Raw genomic sequence first — 17,730 nt, 5'->3', positions numbered from 1 at the left:
AAGCTTTTCTTTTTTATCGTTTTTCGTTAGTTGAAGTCCAGATCGTCTTTAGGCACCGAAAGCTTTCTTCCGCTTAAGAAGTTATAAGAATAAATCCTTTTTATCTGTTTGAGAATTGAGATACCGTCTTTAAGTATTTCTGCAATTCAAAAAAAACTTTAAATATTCCTTTACAGGAATATTCCCATTGTGGTATATTCAATACACAAAGATGAAAAACAATTTGGAGGATGATTATGAACAACGCTCAAGAAACGAACAACACGCTCACATCCATTGTAGGTCAAGATCTCCGTGTCACCCGATTCTTTCATGCGCCGCGGGAACTGGTTTTCAAGGCTTGGACAGATCCGGAGCATTTGCCGAAATGGTGGGGACCCAAAGGTTTTACGACAACGGTTCAAGAAATTGATGTTAGACCAGGCGGGGTATGGCGTTACATTATGCATGGTCCGGATGGCGTCGATTATGACAATAAAATTGTCTACCATGAGATCGTGACCCCCGAGCGACTCGTATACGCCCATGGCGGGGGCAATGATGAGGAACCATTTCATGTGACGGTCACGTTTGCGGAGCAAGCTAATACAACAACAGAGCTCACGATGACGGCGCGCTTCAAATCCGCCGCTGATCTAGAGAAAGCGGTCATGGAATATGGCGCTGTCGAAGGCGCCAAATCAACAATGGATCGTCTCGCAGAACAATTGGCCACTATGTAAGGACCAAAATCAAATCAAATTTATCATTTGAAGGGAGTACTAATTTTATGAAAAAAACGAAAGTTATGTATTGGATTTTTACAGGATTGTTGATCGCCTTGATGGGTTTTGGTGCTATCCCGGATATCCTCTATGCATCAGATGCGGTTACCTTATTTGCTCATTTAGGCTATCCCTCTTACCTTCTGCCCTTTCTGGGCGTGGCCAAATTATTAGGTCTTGCAGCGATACTGATTCCCGGTTTTCCTAGATTGAAGGAATGGGCTTACGCCGGTCTTGCATTTGACCTTGCGGGTGCGATGTATTCAAGTATCGCGGTGGGCGATCCTGCCGGCGGCTTGGCGTTTTTTATCCTCGGATTTGTTATCATCGGCGGGTCTTATGTGTGTTATCATAAGAAACAAAGAGCTGCATCATTAAGTCAGCCACCCCGCTTAGCGGCATAAACCGAACTTCACAATAACTCCCTTGATCGGTTTGTGTTGAAGGAAGGAGCACATGAACATGGGCTTGAACACAACACCCTGGAGCGCACTTGCAGAGCCCAACCGATTGTACATCGTCGAACTCCTACGAGGCGGTCCCCTCACCGTAGGGGAAATCGCCGAGCGCCTCAGCCTCCAGCAGCCACAAGTTTCCAAACATCTCCGCGTCCTAAGCGACGCGGGGTTTGTTGAAGTACAGCCCAGTGCCAATCGGCGCATTTATAAGCTTCGGGCCCAGCCCTTCAAAGAAATGAACAACTGGCTGGAATCTTACCGCCGCATGTGGGAAGAGCGCTTCGATCGTTTGGACGAATATTTGGACGAATTGCAGGGAAAGGGGAAGAAGTAGGGATTCTCCCCCTGTTCCCTCATTAAAAAGACAAAAACCGCGCACCATCAAGGCTTAGCGATTTTTGTCTTTTTTCGGTTTATAAGGAAATATCTTGCCTGCAGAAGTCTACTCACTCAGATTGAAAAATTTTTCATCAATGGCATGATAAAAGAAATGACACCCATGCCCATCTTAAAAAAACTGCCTATGTTACCAAAGAAACCTCCACCCCCAGCAGTACCTGCTGCAGCACCACCTTTACCAAGACCACCCAGTAATCCGCCAAGTCCACCTTTCCCCCCGCCACCAAGAAGGCCAAGCATGCTTCCTAATCCGCCTCCGCCAAGTAAGCCTCCCAGACCTCCTAAACTCGATATTTGTGCCTTGGCTTTGGCTTTATTTCGGGGGAGTTTCCGATTTGCCTTGAAGCCTTGAAGAATAACTTGGTCGCCATGTATTTTGTCTAGAACTCCGTAATACATAGAACCGTTCTTGAGCACTACACATACTGGTGTTCCTAAGTTCTCTTTTACTTGCGAAGAGATTGAGGGCAATGCTGCAGGGATGGCTTTTTGCCCGACTTTGACGCGTCCGTACCTTTTTTTACGCTGCTGTAAAGTTTTCATTCCCAGCTCACTCATCCTTTTAAATGAAATCATACTTCTTGTCATCTTATGTTGATTTGTTAGGTTTGGACTATGCTCTTTTAAAGATGAGTCATTTTTGATGCAATGTTCTCAAACTTTCAGGCAAATAAACAAAAAAAGACAGCTTACGCCATCCTTCGTCGTTTTGTATAGGTTGATGCAGCTCAAATTACGAGATATGTTTAAACATTTGTCCCCCCACAATCTCACTCAACTCAGTAAAGTCAATAGCTACCCATGCCAAATAGGCGGAAGCTTAAACCTCCCCCTAACCCAACGGGCATCCGTCATAACCAGTTCTTAGTTGATGTAAATTAGGCTTGTCGAAATCAGCAAAACCTGGTCTGTACTGAATTATGGGGTACCCAAAAACATAGCCGTAAGGAAAACCCAGATACATTGGTGTGATCATAGGATAGGGTGCATAAGAATGGCTGAAAATAGGGCCAAATAATTGCGTTCCTGGATAAAAGCTTTGGTTGTTTATATGGAGACCCGTTATTCCAGGTGGCCATATTGTTCCAATATTCCCAATTGCCTCTGGTCGCCCAAACTTCATTTCTTTTTCAATGTTTTCCATTAGCATTCAGTCGCTCACCCAACTTATATGACGGTCTGATGCTAGCATATGCTTGATTAGGTGATTCAGTTCCTATAAGCTCATTATCTCATCCTCACAGAATCGGTTTCCTTTCGTTAAACAATGTGAAAAAACGGACCTATCGCATCATCTGGCGAAAGGCCCGTTTTTGTTTTTCTCGATATTCTTGGTATTGGATTAAGGAATATATTAAATTACGAAAGCGGTTGTGATGATGACTAAAAGAATAAAAAGAACCAAGATAAATGCTACGTTACGTCCAAATCCATATTCTGCGCTCATGTATACTCATTCCTCTCGGTGATTTTTCTTCACTACGTTATATTTATACGTTCGGTACAACGTGCTTGATTGGACGTTTGTCACGGGTGGCAAATGAACTTGAGAGTGAAATGTCTGCCAAATTGGGCGGTATTGAAAAGGCTTGAAAAGGTCATATATCCAATCACCTAATACCTACAGACATATGATAAAACTAGATTTTATCTTAAAGGAGGTATGAGGGCAGGTGGAGAGAATATTTCCGATTTGCGAGGCAACTTGTAGGCCTTACCTAGGAAGTCCAATTTGTGCAGTTTTGCATGATGGAACGCATTATTACGGGACTATTGAGGGTATTGATGGTAATCAATTGATTATAAACGGCTATAGGGGAGTACCGGGTGAAGTTGGCATATACGGTTTGAACAAAAATCCGTCCGCCAAAAAACAGTCCGGCAAAAAAGCCAAGCAAGTAAAAACATCCGCTTTTTTTCCTAGTTTCGGTTTTGAAAGATTCTTCTTTCCATTTGCAGCACTGGCTTTTTTATTTGCCTTTCCGTTTTTTGGGTTCCCGTTTTTCTTTTAATTCAATAAGTAAGTAAATGTTAAGTTAACAAAAAAAGACGGCGGCCATTGTTGGCTTCCGTCTTTTCTTTTAAGGAATATTAAATTACAAATGCTGTTGTGATGATAACCAAAAGAATAAAAAGAACCAAAATAAATGCTACGTTGCGCCCAGTACCATAACCTTCACCATAACCTACGCTCATGTATACTCATTCCCTTCTGTAATATTTTACTACCGTATATTTATACGTACGTTACATAAGGTATGCTTGTACATATGCCACGGAGGCAACCGCCATTTGTTTGGTACGAAGAAAAGACCGACTACTCAAAGGAGCCTTCCCTCCTGCTACAGAAACTTATTGCGATATTCAGTCGGTGTCAAGCCGTACTGCTTCTTGAAGCTCTCCCGGAAATGATCCTGATCAGTATATCCAATCCTATCGCAGATTTCATATATTTTTATGGTGGGATCCTTCAGCAATCGGGCCGCCTCCTCCATACGGAGACGAATAATGGCATGGTTGATCGTCACCCCGGTTACTTCTTTAAACAGTAAATTCAAATATTTATCGCTTAATCCGACTGCAGCCGCTACATCTGACAGCGTCAGTTCCTTGCGCGTGTATCCTTCCTTCACAACCTGCATCGCCTGCTCAACCAGCTTCTTCTTTTTCAAGCTTCCGGTCCATTCTACATGAGGCAGCGCTTCCGTCAAATTCGGAAGTTTTTCCTTGACGGCTTGTTCCGCGATCGTCAATGCGTGACGCTCTTCCCGTTCTTTGGACAGTACTTCTACTGCATTCACAAGCACTTTTTCAATTGCCTCAGGGTCGATCGGTTTCAGTACATAATCCAGCACTTGAAGCTTAATCGCCTGCCGAGCATGCTCAAATTCATTCAGCCCTGATAAAATGATACAGCGGATATCCGGTTTACGAGATTTTACGGCTTCTATCAACTCTAATCCATTCATCTTTGGCATCCCAATATCGGTCAAGAGGAGGTCCGGCTCCTCGTGCTCTAGCCAGTCTAGTACCTCTTCCCCATTCTCAACGGCCCCAAGCAGAACGATACCTAATGCCTGCCAATTGATAGCGTTCACCAAAGTCTCACGAACAATTTTCACATCTTCCGCAATCAGCAGCTTAAACATTCGCAGCATCCTTTCTGACTGCCGGCCGCTCCGGGCGATAAGGCATAACGACTTCGACGCTGGTACCCGTACCCTCACCTACTTCCACATAACGCAAACCATACCCCTCCCCGTCATGCAGTTGTATTCTCCGGTGAACATTCAATGTGCCATAGCCGCTTCCTGCTTCATTCGATTCATTAGTATCTAGCACAGGAGGCTGCCTAAGCATACGATTCATCTTATCCGCATCACAGCCACGACCGTTGTCTTCGACCCGGAGTACAAGTCCCTCCCGCTCCAATCTAGCAGAAATAGCGATCCGGCAGCCGGACTTGCGATCAGCAAACCCGTGGATGATAGCGTTTTCCGCGAGCGGCTGCAAAATAAGATGCACGATCGTTGCCGACAATAGATCGCCCGGTATTTGTATATCCACGTGCAAATCATTCATCATCATCTTTTGAATATGGAGATAGGCCTCGACCTGCTTCATCTCTTCTTCCAGTGAAATCCAGGTTTGACCCCGATTAAGACCGTAACGAAATACGTTAGCAAGGGAACGAACGATCTGGCTCGTCTCCCGATCTCCTGTCATAATGGCTCGGCAGTTAATCAAATCCAAGGTGTTATATAAGAAATGGGGATTAATCTGAGCATGCAACAGCTCCAATTGAAGCTGGCGGCGTTCAATCTCTTCGGTAAAGGATTTCTCGATCAAACTATGAATGGTGACGAGCATAGACGCGAACTTCTGGTTCAGCTCATCGACTTCATAGATCCCCGTGTTTAGATAAGGAAGTGCTTCTTTAAACTCCACCACTTCCGGACGTTGGATCGCGGTAACCAGCTTGGTGATGGGAACAGTGACCCGCACGACAATTCTTCGGAGCCAGAAGCCTGCAATGAGTAAGGCCGCCGCTGCTGTCGCAGCGCCAAATGCCGATATGGCAAAGGTGTACCGGCTGAAATGGCTCTCTGGAACTACCGCAAGCAGCTTCCACCCGTTATCCAAGGTCTCAAACATAACCCGATGATTCTCACCATCGATCTTCGTAATGATCGAACCCTTGGCATCAGCAAGTGCACGAACATATTGAAGCTCACTCGCGTCATCGAGAAAATTATAGCGTTCACTGTAAATGACCCGGTCCGATTCGTCCAGCAGTAGATGAAACCCTTCATCAAGCCGCGCATTGTCGAAGATTCCTCTGATGCTGCCCGTATCTGCGCCGACGATGACCATACCTACGCTTCGACCGTCTTTGAGGCTCGTTTTTTTACGCGCTGAATAGATCATAGCCGAATCTGCATCTGACTTCTGGCTCCACCATACGATCTGTCGTTCCCCGCGGTTCAGGCTTTGAAACCACTTTTGATTCTGCAAATCATTATTCTTATAAATCCCCGTTATCGGGGAAAAATGTTCCGTAGCCATGGCGTAAAGTCCGCTGCCCGGTTCTAGCGCGACAGAAACGACATACGATTGCTGTACAACATTGCCTGATCCGAAGTCATTTAGAAGAGACAATAGAGAGAGATTTTGCAAATTTGCTTCCAACGTATAGAAATCACTAACAGCCTCGAAGGGCATCTGATACGTGCTCATGAGTAGATTTTCAATCGATTGATTACTCATCAGGAAAGCAGCTACATTGTTCATTGTGTTAAGCTGATATTCCATATTACGGTAAACAAATTTGGTCGATTGCTCTGCCATCTTCAGTGTATGGTCGTTCTGTACCCGGATGAGGATGTAACTGGCCGCCGTGGCAAAAAGGGCAATGAAGGTCACAATCAACAGGAAAATGGGAAGACTGAGCCGATACAATAACCCTGAATGACCGCTGCGTTTCTTGAAGCGAATCGCCATGAATGACCCCCTCCTTCTCCGGTATGATGGCAAAAGCCCCCTCATCAGCAGGTGCTGAACGAGGGGCTCTCCAAAACTTATTTACCTGATTTCTTTTTGAAGGAAGCTTCCAGCTCGGTAAGAATCTGAGTGCCGCCTTGTGATTTCCATTTCTCTGCGAATTCATCGAATTTCTTGATGTCTGCGCCCATAATAATTTGTGTAAAGACAGAATCGCGCAGGGTGTTCAGCTCCACGAGCTTGGTGATTTTCGTCGGAGAATCCAAGTAATTGGAAGCATCTGTAATTTGGAATTTATTGTTAATGGCAACATCCAAAGCCTGCGAATGGCGCAGTGGCAGTGATTCCAGATAACGTGGCCAGCCTTTCAAGCCAGGAGCAAACAGGTAGCTTTGAATACCCCGGAAGTTCCCATTCTTATCCTGCTGCGTCTTAGGATCGATCAGATCGGTAACTACCTTCATCTTACCATTGTCGATCTTGTAATCTTCCCCTTCAATACCCCATACAGTGAGCATTTGATTCTCAAGCGACAAGGAATTCTCAATGATGGCCAGCACCTTTTTCGGATCTTTCGTCTTCGCGCTGATCGCGTTCATTTGGCCGAATGGAGCGCCTGCTGGAGCTACCGCTTTGCCATCTGGACCGACAAGCGAGCCGTTCAAAGACAAGTATTTGAACGGTACATTGGACTGATCTGGTAACTTGCCGTCAGAAGCCAATTTGCCGCTTTTCTTAAGCTCGTTGGTTTCCACTTGCGTGTCATAATCATTCGGTGTGGACCACCAGCCCATCCACGAGAACAGTTTGCCGCTGTAAAGCTTCGCACGCAGCTGCTCTTCCTTGATCGTGGCGAACTCTTTATCGATAAGTCCTTCTGCGTACATTTTTTGCAAATACTGCAGGGCCTCTTTCATTTTCGGATCAATATCATAATTGCTGAATTTACCGTCTTTCTCCGTGAAATAACCCGGTGTTATGCCAAATGCGCCAAAAATATGATCAAATGAATTGTTCGCATATTTCTGCTGACCAATCTGTGCCGTATAGCCGCCGAGCGGGATGACATCCGGTTTCTCTGCTTTTACTTTTTTAAGCAAATTGTAGTACTCATCCAGTGTTTTTGGGACTTGAGCGCCCATGCCCTCCACGTAGTCCTTGCGCAGTACCACATTCCAGCGATAACCCGCGCCTGGTCCTCCTTGATAAGGAATACCATATATTTTACCGTTTACTTTCGCCTGTTCGAATACCTCCTTGGGCACTTCCTTGAGGATATTCGGTGTATCTTTCTCATTAATGAGACTCGTCAGATCGACGAAAGCGCCTTGCTGAGCATACTTTTGGAAATCGTCGGCGAAATCAATACGTACGACATCGGGAATATCCCCGCTGGACATTTTGAGATTAAGCTTCGTTTTATACTGCTGAACGTCCACCATCTCCGGCGTGATTTTGATATTCAGCTTTTTCTCTACGGCTTGCTTCACGGCATCCTTCGAAGGATCATAAGGCTTGGATATATCTTGGGCCTTCAGCCATTTTAGTTCATAAGGCTCCTCTACTTTCGGTGCCGCCGATGCCGAACTTGCGGAAGACGCTGGCGTAGTCGGTGACGGATCACCCGTTTTACTGCAGCCTGCGAGGGTTACGGTTCCGGCTAATAGGGCAGCAAGTGCGCTGTACGACCAAACTTTCAATTGATTTGACATGACAAATCGACCTCCTTGAATTATATTTTATTTTTGCCCCAATGGGAATGAAGCCGACAAACAAATTAACTAGCCTTTGACAGATCCGATCAACATCCCCTGCTCGAAATGCTTTTGAATAAAAGGGTAAATAATGAGCATCGGCAGGGCCACGATCACAATCGCTGCCATCTGGATGCCGATCGTCGGCGGAGGCGTAGAGCCTGCCGCTTCAAGCAGCTCAGGCGGAAGGCTGGAACTGGCAATGATGGTGCGGAGGATGAGCTGCACAGGCGCTTTGTGCCAATCCGTCACATAGAGCATGGCGTTGAAGAAATCATTCCAATAAACGACCAAGTACAAGAGTCCGATTGTTGCGATAACTGGTTTGGATAGCGGCAGCACAATCTGCCATAGGATTCTGAACTCCGAGGCACCGTCAATGGAAGCCGATTCACGCAGGCTCTCAGGAATGCTTTCGAAGAACGATTTCATAATAATCATGTTGAAAGCGCTGTAGGCCATGACCAGAATAAGCACATAGTTCGTGTTTAACAAACCTAACTGCTTAATGGTGATATAGGTAGGAATCATCCCGCCTTTGAACAGCATGGTGAATACGAAGATGAGCATGAAGATTCGCCGGCCGGGCAGTTTTTTCTCTGCAAGTGCGTAGGCGGCTGTTGTTGTCAGAAACAAGGCGAGCAGAACGCCCCCCGCTGTGTTGCGGATCGTATTGCCGTAGGCTGTGAATATCAGCGAGCCTTCTTTTAACAAATACGTATAGTACTCAAAACTGAGCGAGCTCGGAAACAAAATCAGGCCGTTCTTCTCGCTGAAAATATGATACGGTGTCACGGAAACCGAAATCACGTACCAAAAAGGAATTACAATAATAATCGTCATTACTGTCAGAACCAAATAGTTCGTAGTGACAAAGGCACTCTCGCCTTTCGTTAGCTTCATCGCATTCTTCCCCTTTGTCAGAAAATACCGGAATCATTGATCCGCTTGGCAATTTGATTGGCAACCAGCATCATCACTAGTCCAATAAAACCCTTGATCACGTCCGCTGCAGCAGCAAGGCTCAAATTAAATTGCTCGATGCCTACACGGTAAATGTACGTATCCAGAATATCCCCGACTTCAAAGACCATCGGATTGTACAAGTTGATGACCTGATCCAGCCCTGCGCTCATGATATATCCGACTCTCAGGATGAAGATGACGATAATGGTCCCGGTAATTCCCGGTAAAGTTACGTGCACAATTCGCTGAAAACGCGTTGCTCCATCCACAATGGCGGCTTCATATACCTCTGGGTTCAGCCCAGCGATCGCAGCCATATAGATGATGGCCGCCCATCCCATCTCCTTCATCGCATCCGTGACGACCAGAATGGTCCGGAAGTAAGCGGGTTCGACGAGCAGATAGGCCGGATCGCCGCCAAAAAACGCTATGATCTTGTTAATGACCCCAGTTTCCGGCGAAAGGAGCAGCGTGATGATCCCTCCATAGACGACCCAAGATACAAACCTCGGTAAGTAGACGGCTGTTTGGAGCGATTTTTTGAACCATACCACGCGTATTTCATTAAGTGCAAGCGCTAACAAAATGGGGCAAAGAAAACCGCTGATCATTTTATACAAGCTAATAAGCAGCGTATTCTTGAAGGCATTCAGGAACATCTCCGATTCGAACAGCATCCAGAAATATTTTAATCCGACCCACTGGCTCCCAGAGAAACCCTGGATAGCGTTGTAATCCATGAAGGCAATAGTTATCCCGTAAAGCGGGAGATAATCAAAAATGAAAACCCATGCTAATGCGGGAACCAGCAGAACATAGAGCAGCTTGTATTTCCAAATCCTCCTTATCTGCCTATGTAATGGCGTCTCTTTTGCATCGGTGATCTTGGCGGTCACCAGTTCCATCCCGCTTCCCTCCTGTCCGATCTCTATATCTAGCCTCTCTCGATAAAGAAAGTGTTTACATGTATTAGCTTATCGGAAATCGGTTGGCCGGAAAACAGGAGCGGAGGACAATAATACAGGGGAAAAGTCTTAAAAAGTCGGATTAAAACCCGGAAGCAAGGAGCGAATCTCTGTGATGGTAGAAAAAGCGAAACCTGCCGGCAGCTGAAAAGGCTGCCGATCCATTTACTGTCGGCAGCCTTTCCCTGATGCTTATTAAACTATTGTATCTTCGATATCAATCATCATTTTGTCATGGGCAGCCTGATCTCTATCAAGGTCCCTTCATTAACCCTGCTCTTATACGCAATATTGCCTCGGTGTTGTTTAATAATTCTATGACAGATCATGAGACCGAGTCCTGTTCCCTTTTCTTTCAAACTATAAAAAGGCTGACCCAATCTAGGCAACAGTTCCTCCGGGATCCCACAACCTTGATCTTTTATAGAAATCATACATACATCATCTGCTTCTTTTCTCAAACTGATGTCGATCTCCCCGCCACTTGGCATTGACTCTATGGCATTCTTTAAAATATTCAGAAACACTTGCTTTAATTGATTTTTTTCGCATGTAATGGGGAATGTGGATTCTTCATAATTACGTATAAATTCAATATTGTTCAGCAGGGTCTGAGGAGACAGAAATTCGAGCGTATATTCAATCAATTCCTGTATATCCGTACAGGCAAGCTGAACAGCTTGAGGCTTTGCCAAAGAAAGAAGTTCACTAGTAGTGGTTTCAATGCGTTCAAGTTCACTGAGGAGCAAATCACTAAACTTTATCAAATGATTCTCCCTCTTGTAAACCTGAAGAAATCCTTTTATGGTTGTGAGGGGATTTCGAATTTCATGTGCCACTCCTGCGGCCAGCTCCCCGACAACGGACAGCTTCTCAGATTGCAAAAGAATTTCTTCCGCTTTTTTGCGTTCGGAGATATCCCGGCTGATAATAACGATATGCTTGATCGTACCTTCCTCTCCCTTAACTGACCGAAGGCGGGACTCTAATTCGATCCAACTGCCTTCTTTATGTTTGAATCGGATCTCCATCGAGTGGGATTCCTTATCTTCGAACATCTTCTTTATCGTACTCTTAAAACTCCACACATCGTCTGGATGTATCAGCATACATAATTCAATACCTTCCAATTCAAAGCCTTTATATCCCAAAACGAGCTCGTGAGAAGGTGAAAAGTAACTAGCCGAATGATCCTTATCCATCACCATGATCAGGTCGGACGTATTCTCAGCGATTAGCCGGTATTTCGATTCACTTGCTTCTAGTGTCTTCTCCATAAGGTTTTTTTCTGTAATGATTCTACGAAGCCTCTCATTGGATTCAATGAGTAAGCCCCCAAAGATTACTCCTAACATTACAAACAATCAATACTGAATGTGAAAGAGTGGCCGGTTTACTAAAATATGAAATGAAAATACCGTAATTAAATAGAGAACAATATATGTTCCAAAAAAAGTCGCGATTTTTTTAAGAGGTGTGAATCGTGAACAATATACATGTAAGACAGAGAAAACACTCATGATTAATGTCCACCCAATGATGGCAGGAACCCAATTGCCGCTTGAAAATAGTCTAGTCATCAGGGAAAATAAACCTGTAATTAATCCAGGTACCGGTCCAAGATAGGCAAAAACCAGAATTACGGGGGCATATCTGATGTCGTAAGAATAGCCTTGTTGCTTAACCGACAAAATAACTAGGATTACGGAAACAAGCCCGGCATATACGCCTGCCCAGAGGTGCATTTGCTTAAGTGGCTGATGCTTAATGAAAGAACGGATAACTAAGGGCGTACTAACTAAGAGTGAAAATATGGAGAGATTAACAATGTAGTCATAAAGAATCAAAATACCCTCACCCGCATATTAGTTTTTATCATGAATATTCAAATCTATCATAAACCATGGTGGTGAGTATTTCTATAAAGGCCCAGAAAAAAAGAATGAATCAACCCGCTAACCATGGGGCACAATAATTCGGGCACCAAAAGCAAATAAGAAGAAGGATACAATTTGAATGAACCTTCGAATAAAATCTTTTATACAAGATACAGGATTGATATGGAAAACCCCACTAGCTGCTGCACTCTCATGGGAGTTAGCTAAATGGGCTGGATCGAGTCATCCATATCTGGCTCCGCTTACAGTGATACTATGCATTCAGATAACAGTTAGCAAATCCATTCAATTTGCTTGGCAGCGCATTTTGGGTACGATTCTCGGCGTTGCACTAACGTCCTCATTCGTATCTTTTTTAGGGTTAACTGGCTGGAGTATTGGACTTATGATCCTTTTGGGATCGGTTTTCGTCAAGTTATTAAAGTTGGATAATATCGTTATGAGTCAAGTTACTCTTAGCATTCTGTTAGTGATGTACTTTCAAAGTCAAATGCCCTCTTATCCTTTTGATCGCATTCGTGATACCGTCATCGGAGCTGCAGTTGCTTTACTCATCCACATACTATTATTTCCACCCGATTCCGTTAAGAAAGCTAAAAACCTTATGAGCAAATTTGCGGACCATTTAACTACGTATTTTTTCAAGACTGCTCAATGGGTTGAAGCCGGTTGCTCCTCGATGGAATCACGGGACATGGAAAAAGAAATTCAACAGTTATTCCAAGAACTGCATCAAGCCACGACTGAAATGGATAAGGCGAATCAAAGTCTAAGTTATCATCTTTTCGCTTCAGAAAAACGTGATACTTTTAAGCGACAAACTCAGCAATTGCAACAACTCCGGCTAGGCTTTGCCAATCTCTCAGATATGATCCGGATTTTTACTGAATGGTCCGAAAGTAAGCACTGGATGGCGGAGGATCAAAAGATTTGGGCAGATCATTTATACACGATTGCCTTACATGTGAAAGAATGGAATTCACATCTCGATAAACGAACCAATTCCAACCTCACTTTTAGTGCTCCTGTCCTTAATATCAAAACACCTTTCACTCTAGAGAAATATCAGTACCCTCTTGCTTTGTATAATAATGCTAACCAGATTATTCAAGATTTCCAAAAGTTAAGTTGAACGAAAAGCTCCCGTTAAAGGCCAGATATTCCTTGCACAAAGGAAAATCTGGCTTATTTAATTTTTTGATAAGGCCTTTTATTTATGGCTGGATTAATATGGACCATAGATCAGTAATATATATGGACTATAGGAGAAAATGTGAAATAATCATTAGTTGGAGGAGGGGACTATGGACGAAAGATCAATTGGAAAAAGCACGATGAGGAAGGAATCTTGGGAAAAGGTAACCGGAACAGCCCAATATACGGATGACTTTTCGAAAATTGGATTACTACACGTCAAACTAGCGGTCAGTCCTCACGCCCATGCAAAAATCATTTCCATTGATTCGTCGGAGGCCAGGAAAATTCCAGGTGTGAAAGCAGTCCTTATAGGTAAAGATCATCCAATTCTAACGGGTTCACCTTTAGAAGACCGCCCTCCTCTTGCAATTGATAAAGTCAGATATTATGGTGAACCAGTTGCAATCGTCGTTGCGGAACAAGAACACGCGGCTGAGATGGCAGCACTGCTAATCAAAGTGGATTATGAGCTATTACCTGTCCTCCTCTCCCCAATGGAAGCCTATCAACCAGATGCTCCTCTCCTTCATGAGCATCTTGCCACTTACAAACGCCACGAAGAGGTCTACCCGGAGCCTGGAACTAACATTGCAAATCGAACCAAAATACGCAAAGGGAATATGGAGGAAGGTTGGAACCATAGTGATCATATCATTGATGTTCACGTTACCTTACCTCAGTCAGACCATGCCGCTATAGAAACACGGTGCTGTACAGCGGAAATTTCGCCTGATGGAAAAGTGATTATCTCTTCCGCTTCACAATCCCCCTATGTCATTCGAAGATCAATCAGTCTTTCTTTTCACATTCCTCTTCAAAAAGTTATCGTTCATACACCTTTGGTCGGAGGATCGTTCGGTGGAAAAGCCGCCATTCAATTAGAATTTCTCGCCTATTTGGCTTCCAGTGCCGTTGGAGGAAAAACCGTTAAACTCGTTAATTCCAGAGAACAGGATATGATTTCTTCACCTGTACATATTGGACTAGACGCTAAAATTAGACTTGGTTGTACGAACGAAGGGAAACTCAAGGCGGCAGAAATTCTGTATTTGTATGACAGTGGAGCCTATTCGGATCGGGGAGCAGTGATGAGTCGAGCGGGAGCCACCGATTGTACGGGGCCTTATCGGATTGACAATGTTCAATGCGACTCTTTATGTATGTATACAAACCATCCATATGCTACCTCATTTCGTGGATTCGGTCATCCGGAGTTAACATTTGCGATGGAAAGAAGCATGGATGTATTGGCGGAACGATTGGATATGGATCCTTTGGAGCTTCGTTTCATAAACGCTATCGGAATAGGGGATACCACGCCGACACAAACCATTTTGAACAGAAGTAACTTGGGCAATTTGCCCATGTGCATTGCAAAATTGAAATCTTTAATTCATTGGGATAACTCGCCCAGAATAAAGCATGAAGGTCACTTCATCAAGGCGAAAGGAGTGAGCTGCTTCTGGAAAAATTCAAGTACACCGACAGATGCAGGTGCTGGGGCTATTATTATGTTTAATCCCGACGGAAGTGTCAATCTGCTTTGCGGAGCCGTGGAAATCGGTCAAGGTACGAGGACCGCGCTTACTCAAATTTTGTCCGAACGGTTAAGCATGGATGATCGGATGATACACATTTCCATGGATGTGAATACCGAAGTTGATCCCCAGCATTGGAAAACCGTGGCAAGCAGAAGCACATTTTTGGTTGGCAATGCTGTTCTTGCGGCAGCTGAGGATGCCATCATACAGCTAAAAGATATAGCATCTCAAGTACTAGAATGCTCTCCGGACGAGTTGGATGTTGGTAAGGGAAGAGTATTCTTCAAAAATGGTTCCGACATCGGGATAGAAGTTGAAAAAATCGCCAATGGATATAAATTCCCTGACGGCCACACGATAGGTGGACAGGTAATCGGACGCGGGAGTTACGCCATGCGAAATTTAACGTTACTGGATCCGGAAACTGGTAAAGGAAACCCCGGTCCCGAGTGGACGGTAGGCGCTCAAGCCGTTGAAGTAGACTTGGACACGAGAGAGTATACCTATAAAATCATGAATGCGGCAACTGTCATCGACGCCGGTAAGGTAATCAATCCAGAATTCGCCCAGAGCCAAATCACTGGCGGTATGAGTATAGGCCTGAGTCTAGCCAGTCGGGAAGTATTTCTTAGTAATGATAGCGGGGCCATATTAAATCCGCAACTACGGACATACAAGTTGATTCGCTATGGGGAGCAGCCGAAGTACTTCGTTGATTTTGTCGAGACTCCTCATTTAGAAGCGCCTTACGGATTGCGTGGAATAGGCGAACATGGTGTGATTGGAATGCCTGCCGCATTGGCGAACAGCTTGTCGACTGCCATCGGTATAGGACTTAATCAATTACCTCTTACGCCCGAAGTGATCTGGAGGACGATCCATGATTCCTTTTGACTTTGAGTATTATAAACCTACTTCAGTTCAAAAGGCCGTGGAATTATTTCAGTATCTGCAAACACAGGGGAAAAATCCTCTGTATTATTCCGGTGGAACAGAAATTATTACATTTGCCCGTAGAAATTTCATTCACCCAAGAGCAGTCGTCGATTTGAAGGCCATTCCAGAGAGCAACGTTACTGAATTACAAAAAGATGGTCTGGTTATCGGATCTTGCATCTCGTTATCGAGGTTATCCGCATCGAATCTGTTCCCGTTACTTAGCGAAGCCGCCCAAGGAGTCGCGGATCAAACGGCCCGGAATAAAATTACGCTCGGAGGGAACATCTGCGGCGAAATCTATTATCGGGAGGCTGTACTCCCGCTGTTGTTGGCAGATAGCCGTATGGTTATAGCAGGACCAGAAGGGATAAAAGTGATTCATATTCATCATGTTTTCTTACAACGGATGAGATTGGAGAAGAATGAATTTCTATTGCAAACGATTACAGATCGTGAATATTTAACTTTGCCATGTATTCATTTTAAAAAAAGGCAAATCGGCAACGTAGGCTATCCTCTCGTTTCCGTGGCTGCGTTAAAAAAGGAAAAACAGATTCGTATAGCATTTAGCGGCGTTTGCGCATTCCCTTTTCGATCTATTGAAATCGAACAAATAGTAAACAACTCAAGATTGTCCTTAGCAGAAAGAATTGATCAGATAATCTGGAACCTTCCGGCTCCCGTTTTAAATAATATGGAAGGCTCTGCCGATTATCGAACGTTTGTGCTCAAGAATACGTTATTCGAAACAGTAAAAAAGTTGGAAGGGAGGTAAAGTATGTCACTACAGGAATCAAGTATGTATCCAGTGAATTTTCAAATTAACGGAGAAAGAAAGACTATACGGGCACGAGGTGCAGATACTCTGCTGTATGTGCTTCGAGATGGTCTCGGTTTGACGGGAAGTAAATCCGGTTGTGACAATGGCGATTGTGGTGCTTGTACAATATTAGTTAACGATATCCCAATGAAAGCCTGCCTCATACTCGCAGTGGAAGCGGAAGGGCAGCATATAACAACGATTGAGGGATTGAAACATTCTCCTGTACAACAGGCCTTTGTTCAAAAGCAGGCGTTCCAATGCGGGTACTGCACTCCCGGGTTTATTATGAACTGTCATGGTTTGGCGAATTTACATCCAAATGCAAACGAGGAAATGGTTCAGTTATGGCTTGAGTCCAACATTTGCAGGTGCACGTCTTATATAGAAATTCATGGAGTGATGAAAACGATCTTTGCTTTTGATAGTCGTATAGAACCAAAATCGTTTGGGGATTGAAGAGAATACTTCATCATTTGTGTGGATACCTATGTCAAATTCCTTTAAACATTCATATCTTGCATCGGCATATGTTTTCAGGAATTACTTCATTAGACTATGGGCATGTACACGAATACGTTGGCCTTACTGATCCAGCTCCGACAGGCGTCCCTCACGTTCATCGTTATCATACTGTTACTTCCATGAATGACGGTCACACTCATATTATTGAAGGAGCAACAGGCCCAGCAATCAATCTTCCCAATGGAGGGCATGTTCATTATTTGGAAGGATTTACAACGATAAATGGCATGCATCCACATACTCATCATTATAATGGAACCACAGGAAATGAAGTTGACTAGACTGTCAGGAAGGTGGCAAAACTAGAATATTCATCTATAATCGATGAATGTTTTGAAAGAAAATGTATGTAAGAGAACTTTCCTATGTTTATTCCTACATGAAGGTAAAGTTCTCTTTGGGTTTTTTGGCTCAAAACAGAAATCAGTGCTTGACGGTATGAACTACGGTTGAAAATGGAAAAACATCTGCCAATCCAGTATTGTTGTAAGTCCTACCAAACA

The 17,730-nt window shown here is 44.2% G+C and carries 19 protein-coding genes; 9 read left to right on the top strand and 10 right to left on the bottom strand.

Annotated features, from left to right (window positions below; all coding sequences use genetic code 11):
* Positions 1–236 precede the first annotated feature (236 nt).
* Genes G519_RS0127770 through G519_RS0127760 form a run of 3 tightly spaced genes read left to right on the top strand, consistent with a single transcriptional unit; the run spans position 237 to position 1,556 of the window.
* A complete protein-coding gene (locus G519_RS0127770; protein ID WP_036633941.1) occupies positions 237–722 on the top strand; it encodes an SRPBCC family protein in 486 nt (161 codons plus the stop codon).
* 47 nt (positions 723–769) lie between these two features.
* Positions 770–1,168: a DoxX family protein gene (locus G519_RS0127765; RefSeq protein WP_029197473.1), complete on the top strand. Its 399-nt coding sequence runs from the start codon at positions 770–772 to the stop codon at positions 1,166–1,168.
* A gap of 58 nt (positions 1,169–1,226) precedes the next feature.
* Positions 1,227–1,556: an ArsR/SmtB family transcription factor gene (locus G519_RS0127760; protein ID WP_029197472.1), complete on the top strand. Its 330-nt coding sequence runs from the start codon at positions 1,227–1,229 to the stop codon at positions 1,554–1,556.
* 116 nt (positions 1,557–1,672) lie between these two features.
* Here G519_RS0127760 and G519_RS0127755 read toward each other — a convergent pair whose 3' ends face one another.
* The 3 genes from G519_RS0127755 to G519_RS49335 all read right to left on the bottom strand — a co-directional run bounded on the left by G519_RS0127755 (position 1,673) and on the right by G519_RS49335 (position 3,068).
* Entirely contained in the window at positions 1,673–2,164 is a 492-nt protein-coding gene (locus tag G519_RS0127755; protein ID WP_127528093.1) for a hypothetical protein, read from the bottom strand.
* A 289-nt stretch (positions 2,165–2,453) separates the two neighbouring features.
* Positions 2,454–2,765, bottom strand: coding sequence for a hypothetical protein (locus G519_RS0127750; RefSeq protein WP_127528095.1), 312 nt, complete (start codon positions 2,763–2,765; stop codon positions 2,454–2,456).
* Between the two features lie 210 nt (positions 2,766–2,975).
* Positions 2,976–3,068, bottom strand: a complete 93-nt coding sequence (locus G519_RS49335; protein ID WP_084160371.1) for a YjcZ family sporulation protein — start codon at positions 3,066–3,068, stop codon at positions 2,976–2,978.
* A 226-nt stretch (positions 3,069–3,294) separates the two neighbouring features.
* Here G519_RS49335 and G519_RS47890 point away from each other — a divergent pair, with 226 nt between their 5' ends.
* Entirely contained in the window at positions 3,295–3,633 is a 339-nt protein-coding gene (locus G519_RS47890) for a hypothetical protein (RefSeq protein ID WP_051253742.1), read from the top strand.
* Between the two features lie 330 nt (positions 3,634–3,963).
* Here G519_RS47890 and G519_RS0127735 read toward each other — a convergent pair whose 3' ends face one another.
* The 7 genes from G519_RS0127735 to G519_RS52475 all read right to left on the bottom strand — a co-directional run bounded on the left by G519_RS0127735 (position 3,964) and on the right by G519_RS52475 (position 12,154).
* Positions 3,964–4,770, bottom strand: coding sequence for a response regulator transcription factor (locus G519_RS0127735; protein ID WP_029197469.1), 807 nt, complete (start codon positions 4,768–4,770; stop codon positions 3,964–3,966).
* Entirely contained in the window at positions 4,763–6,622 is a 1,860-nt protein-coding gene (locus tag G519_RS0127730) for a cache domain-containing sensor histidine kinase (RefSeq protein WP_029197468.1), read from the bottom strand. The genes G519_RS0127735 and G519_RS0127730 overlap by 8 nt, the downstream gene beginning before the upstream one ends.
* A gap of 77 nt (positions 6,623–6,699) precedes the next feature.
* On the bottom strand, positions 6,700–8,334 hold the full coding sequence (locus tag G519_RS0127725) for an extracellular solute-binding protein (protein WP_029197467.1): 1,635 nt from the start codon (positions 8,332–8,334) through the stop codon (positions 6,700–6,702).
* Between the two features lie 69 nt (positions 8,335–8,403).
* Complete coding sequence (locus G519_RS0127720) at positions 8,404–9,279, bottom strand: carbohydrate ABC transporter permease (protein WP_029197466.1); 876 nt, start codon at positions 9,277–9,279, stop codon at positions 8,404–8,406.
* A gap of 17 nt (positions 9,280–9,296) precedes the next feature.
* Complete coding sequence (locus G519_RS0127715; RefSeq protein ID WP_029197465.1) at positions 9,297–10,247, bottom strand: ABC transporter permease; 951 nt, start codon at positions 10,245–10,247, stop codon at positions 9,297–9,299.
* A gap of 284 nt (positions 10,248–10,531) precedes the next feature.
* Positions 10,532–11,584 (bottom strand): ATP-binding protein, encoded by a 1,053-nt coding sequence (locus tag G519_RS52480; protein ID WP_244280243.1) that lies wholly within the window; start codon positions 11,582–11,584, stop codon positions 10,532–10,534.
* Positions 11,585–11,671: 87 nt separating this feature from the next.
* On the bottom strand, positions 11,672–12,154 hold the full coding sequence (locus tag G519_RS52475) for a LytS/YhcK type 5TM receptor domain-containing protein (RefSeq protein WP_029197464.1): 483 nt from the start codon (positions 12,152–12,154) through the stop codon (positions 11,672–11,674).
* Positions 12,155–12,323: 169 nt separating this feature from the next.
* Here G519_RS52475 and G519_RS0127700 point away from each other — a divergent pair, with 169 nt between their 5' ends.
* From G519_RS0127700 to G519_RS44815, 5 genes are all read left to right on the top strand, one after another.
* The gene (locus tag G519_RS0127700; protein WP_029197463.1) at positions 12,324–13,337 is read left to right on the top strand and encodes an FUSC family protein; all 1,014 of its coding nucleotides are present in this window, start codon (positions 12,324–12,326) and stop codon (positions 13,335–13,337) included.
* 172 nt (positions 13,338–13,509) lie between these two features.
* Positions 13,510–15,837, top strand: a complete 2,328-nt coding sequence (locus tag G519_RS0127695) for a xanthine dehydrogenase family protein molybdopterin-binding subunit (protein WP_029197462.1) — start codon at positions 13,510–13,512, stop codon at positions 15,835–15,837.
* On the top strand, positions 15,824–16,657 hold the full coding sequence (locus tag G519_RS0127690; protein ID WP_029197461.1) for an FAD binding domain-containing protein: 834 nt from the start codon (positions 15,824–15,826) through the stop codon (positions 16,655–16,657). Before G519_RS0127695 ends, G519_RS0127690 begins: the two co-directional genes overlap by 14 nt.
* Before the next feature lie 3 nt (positions 16,658–16,660).
* Positions 16,661–17,161, top strand: coding sequence for a (2Fe-2S)-binding protein (locus G519_RS0127685; protein ID WP_029197460.1), 501 nt, complete (start codon positions 16,661–16,663; stop codon positions 17,159–17,161).
* A 71-nt stretch (positions 17,162–17,232) separates the two neighbouring features.
* Positions 17,233–17,508 (top strand): YmaF family protein, encoded by a 276-nt coding sequence (locus G519_RS44815; protein ID WP_084160374.1) that lies wholly within the window; start codon positions 17,233–17,235, stop codon positions 17,506–17,508.
* Positions 17,509–17,730 lie beyond the last annotated feature (222 nt).

The organism is Paenibacillus alginolyticus DSM 5050 = NBRC 15375 (assembly GCF_000422905.1).
GTDB classification, from domain to species: domain Bacteria; phylum Bacillota; class Bacilli; order Paenibacillales; family NBRC-103111; genus Paenibacillus_E; species Paenibacillus_E alginolyticus.
Note: the sequence above shows the minus strand (reverse complement) of the source record. Positions and strands in the feature narration are given on the sequence as shown.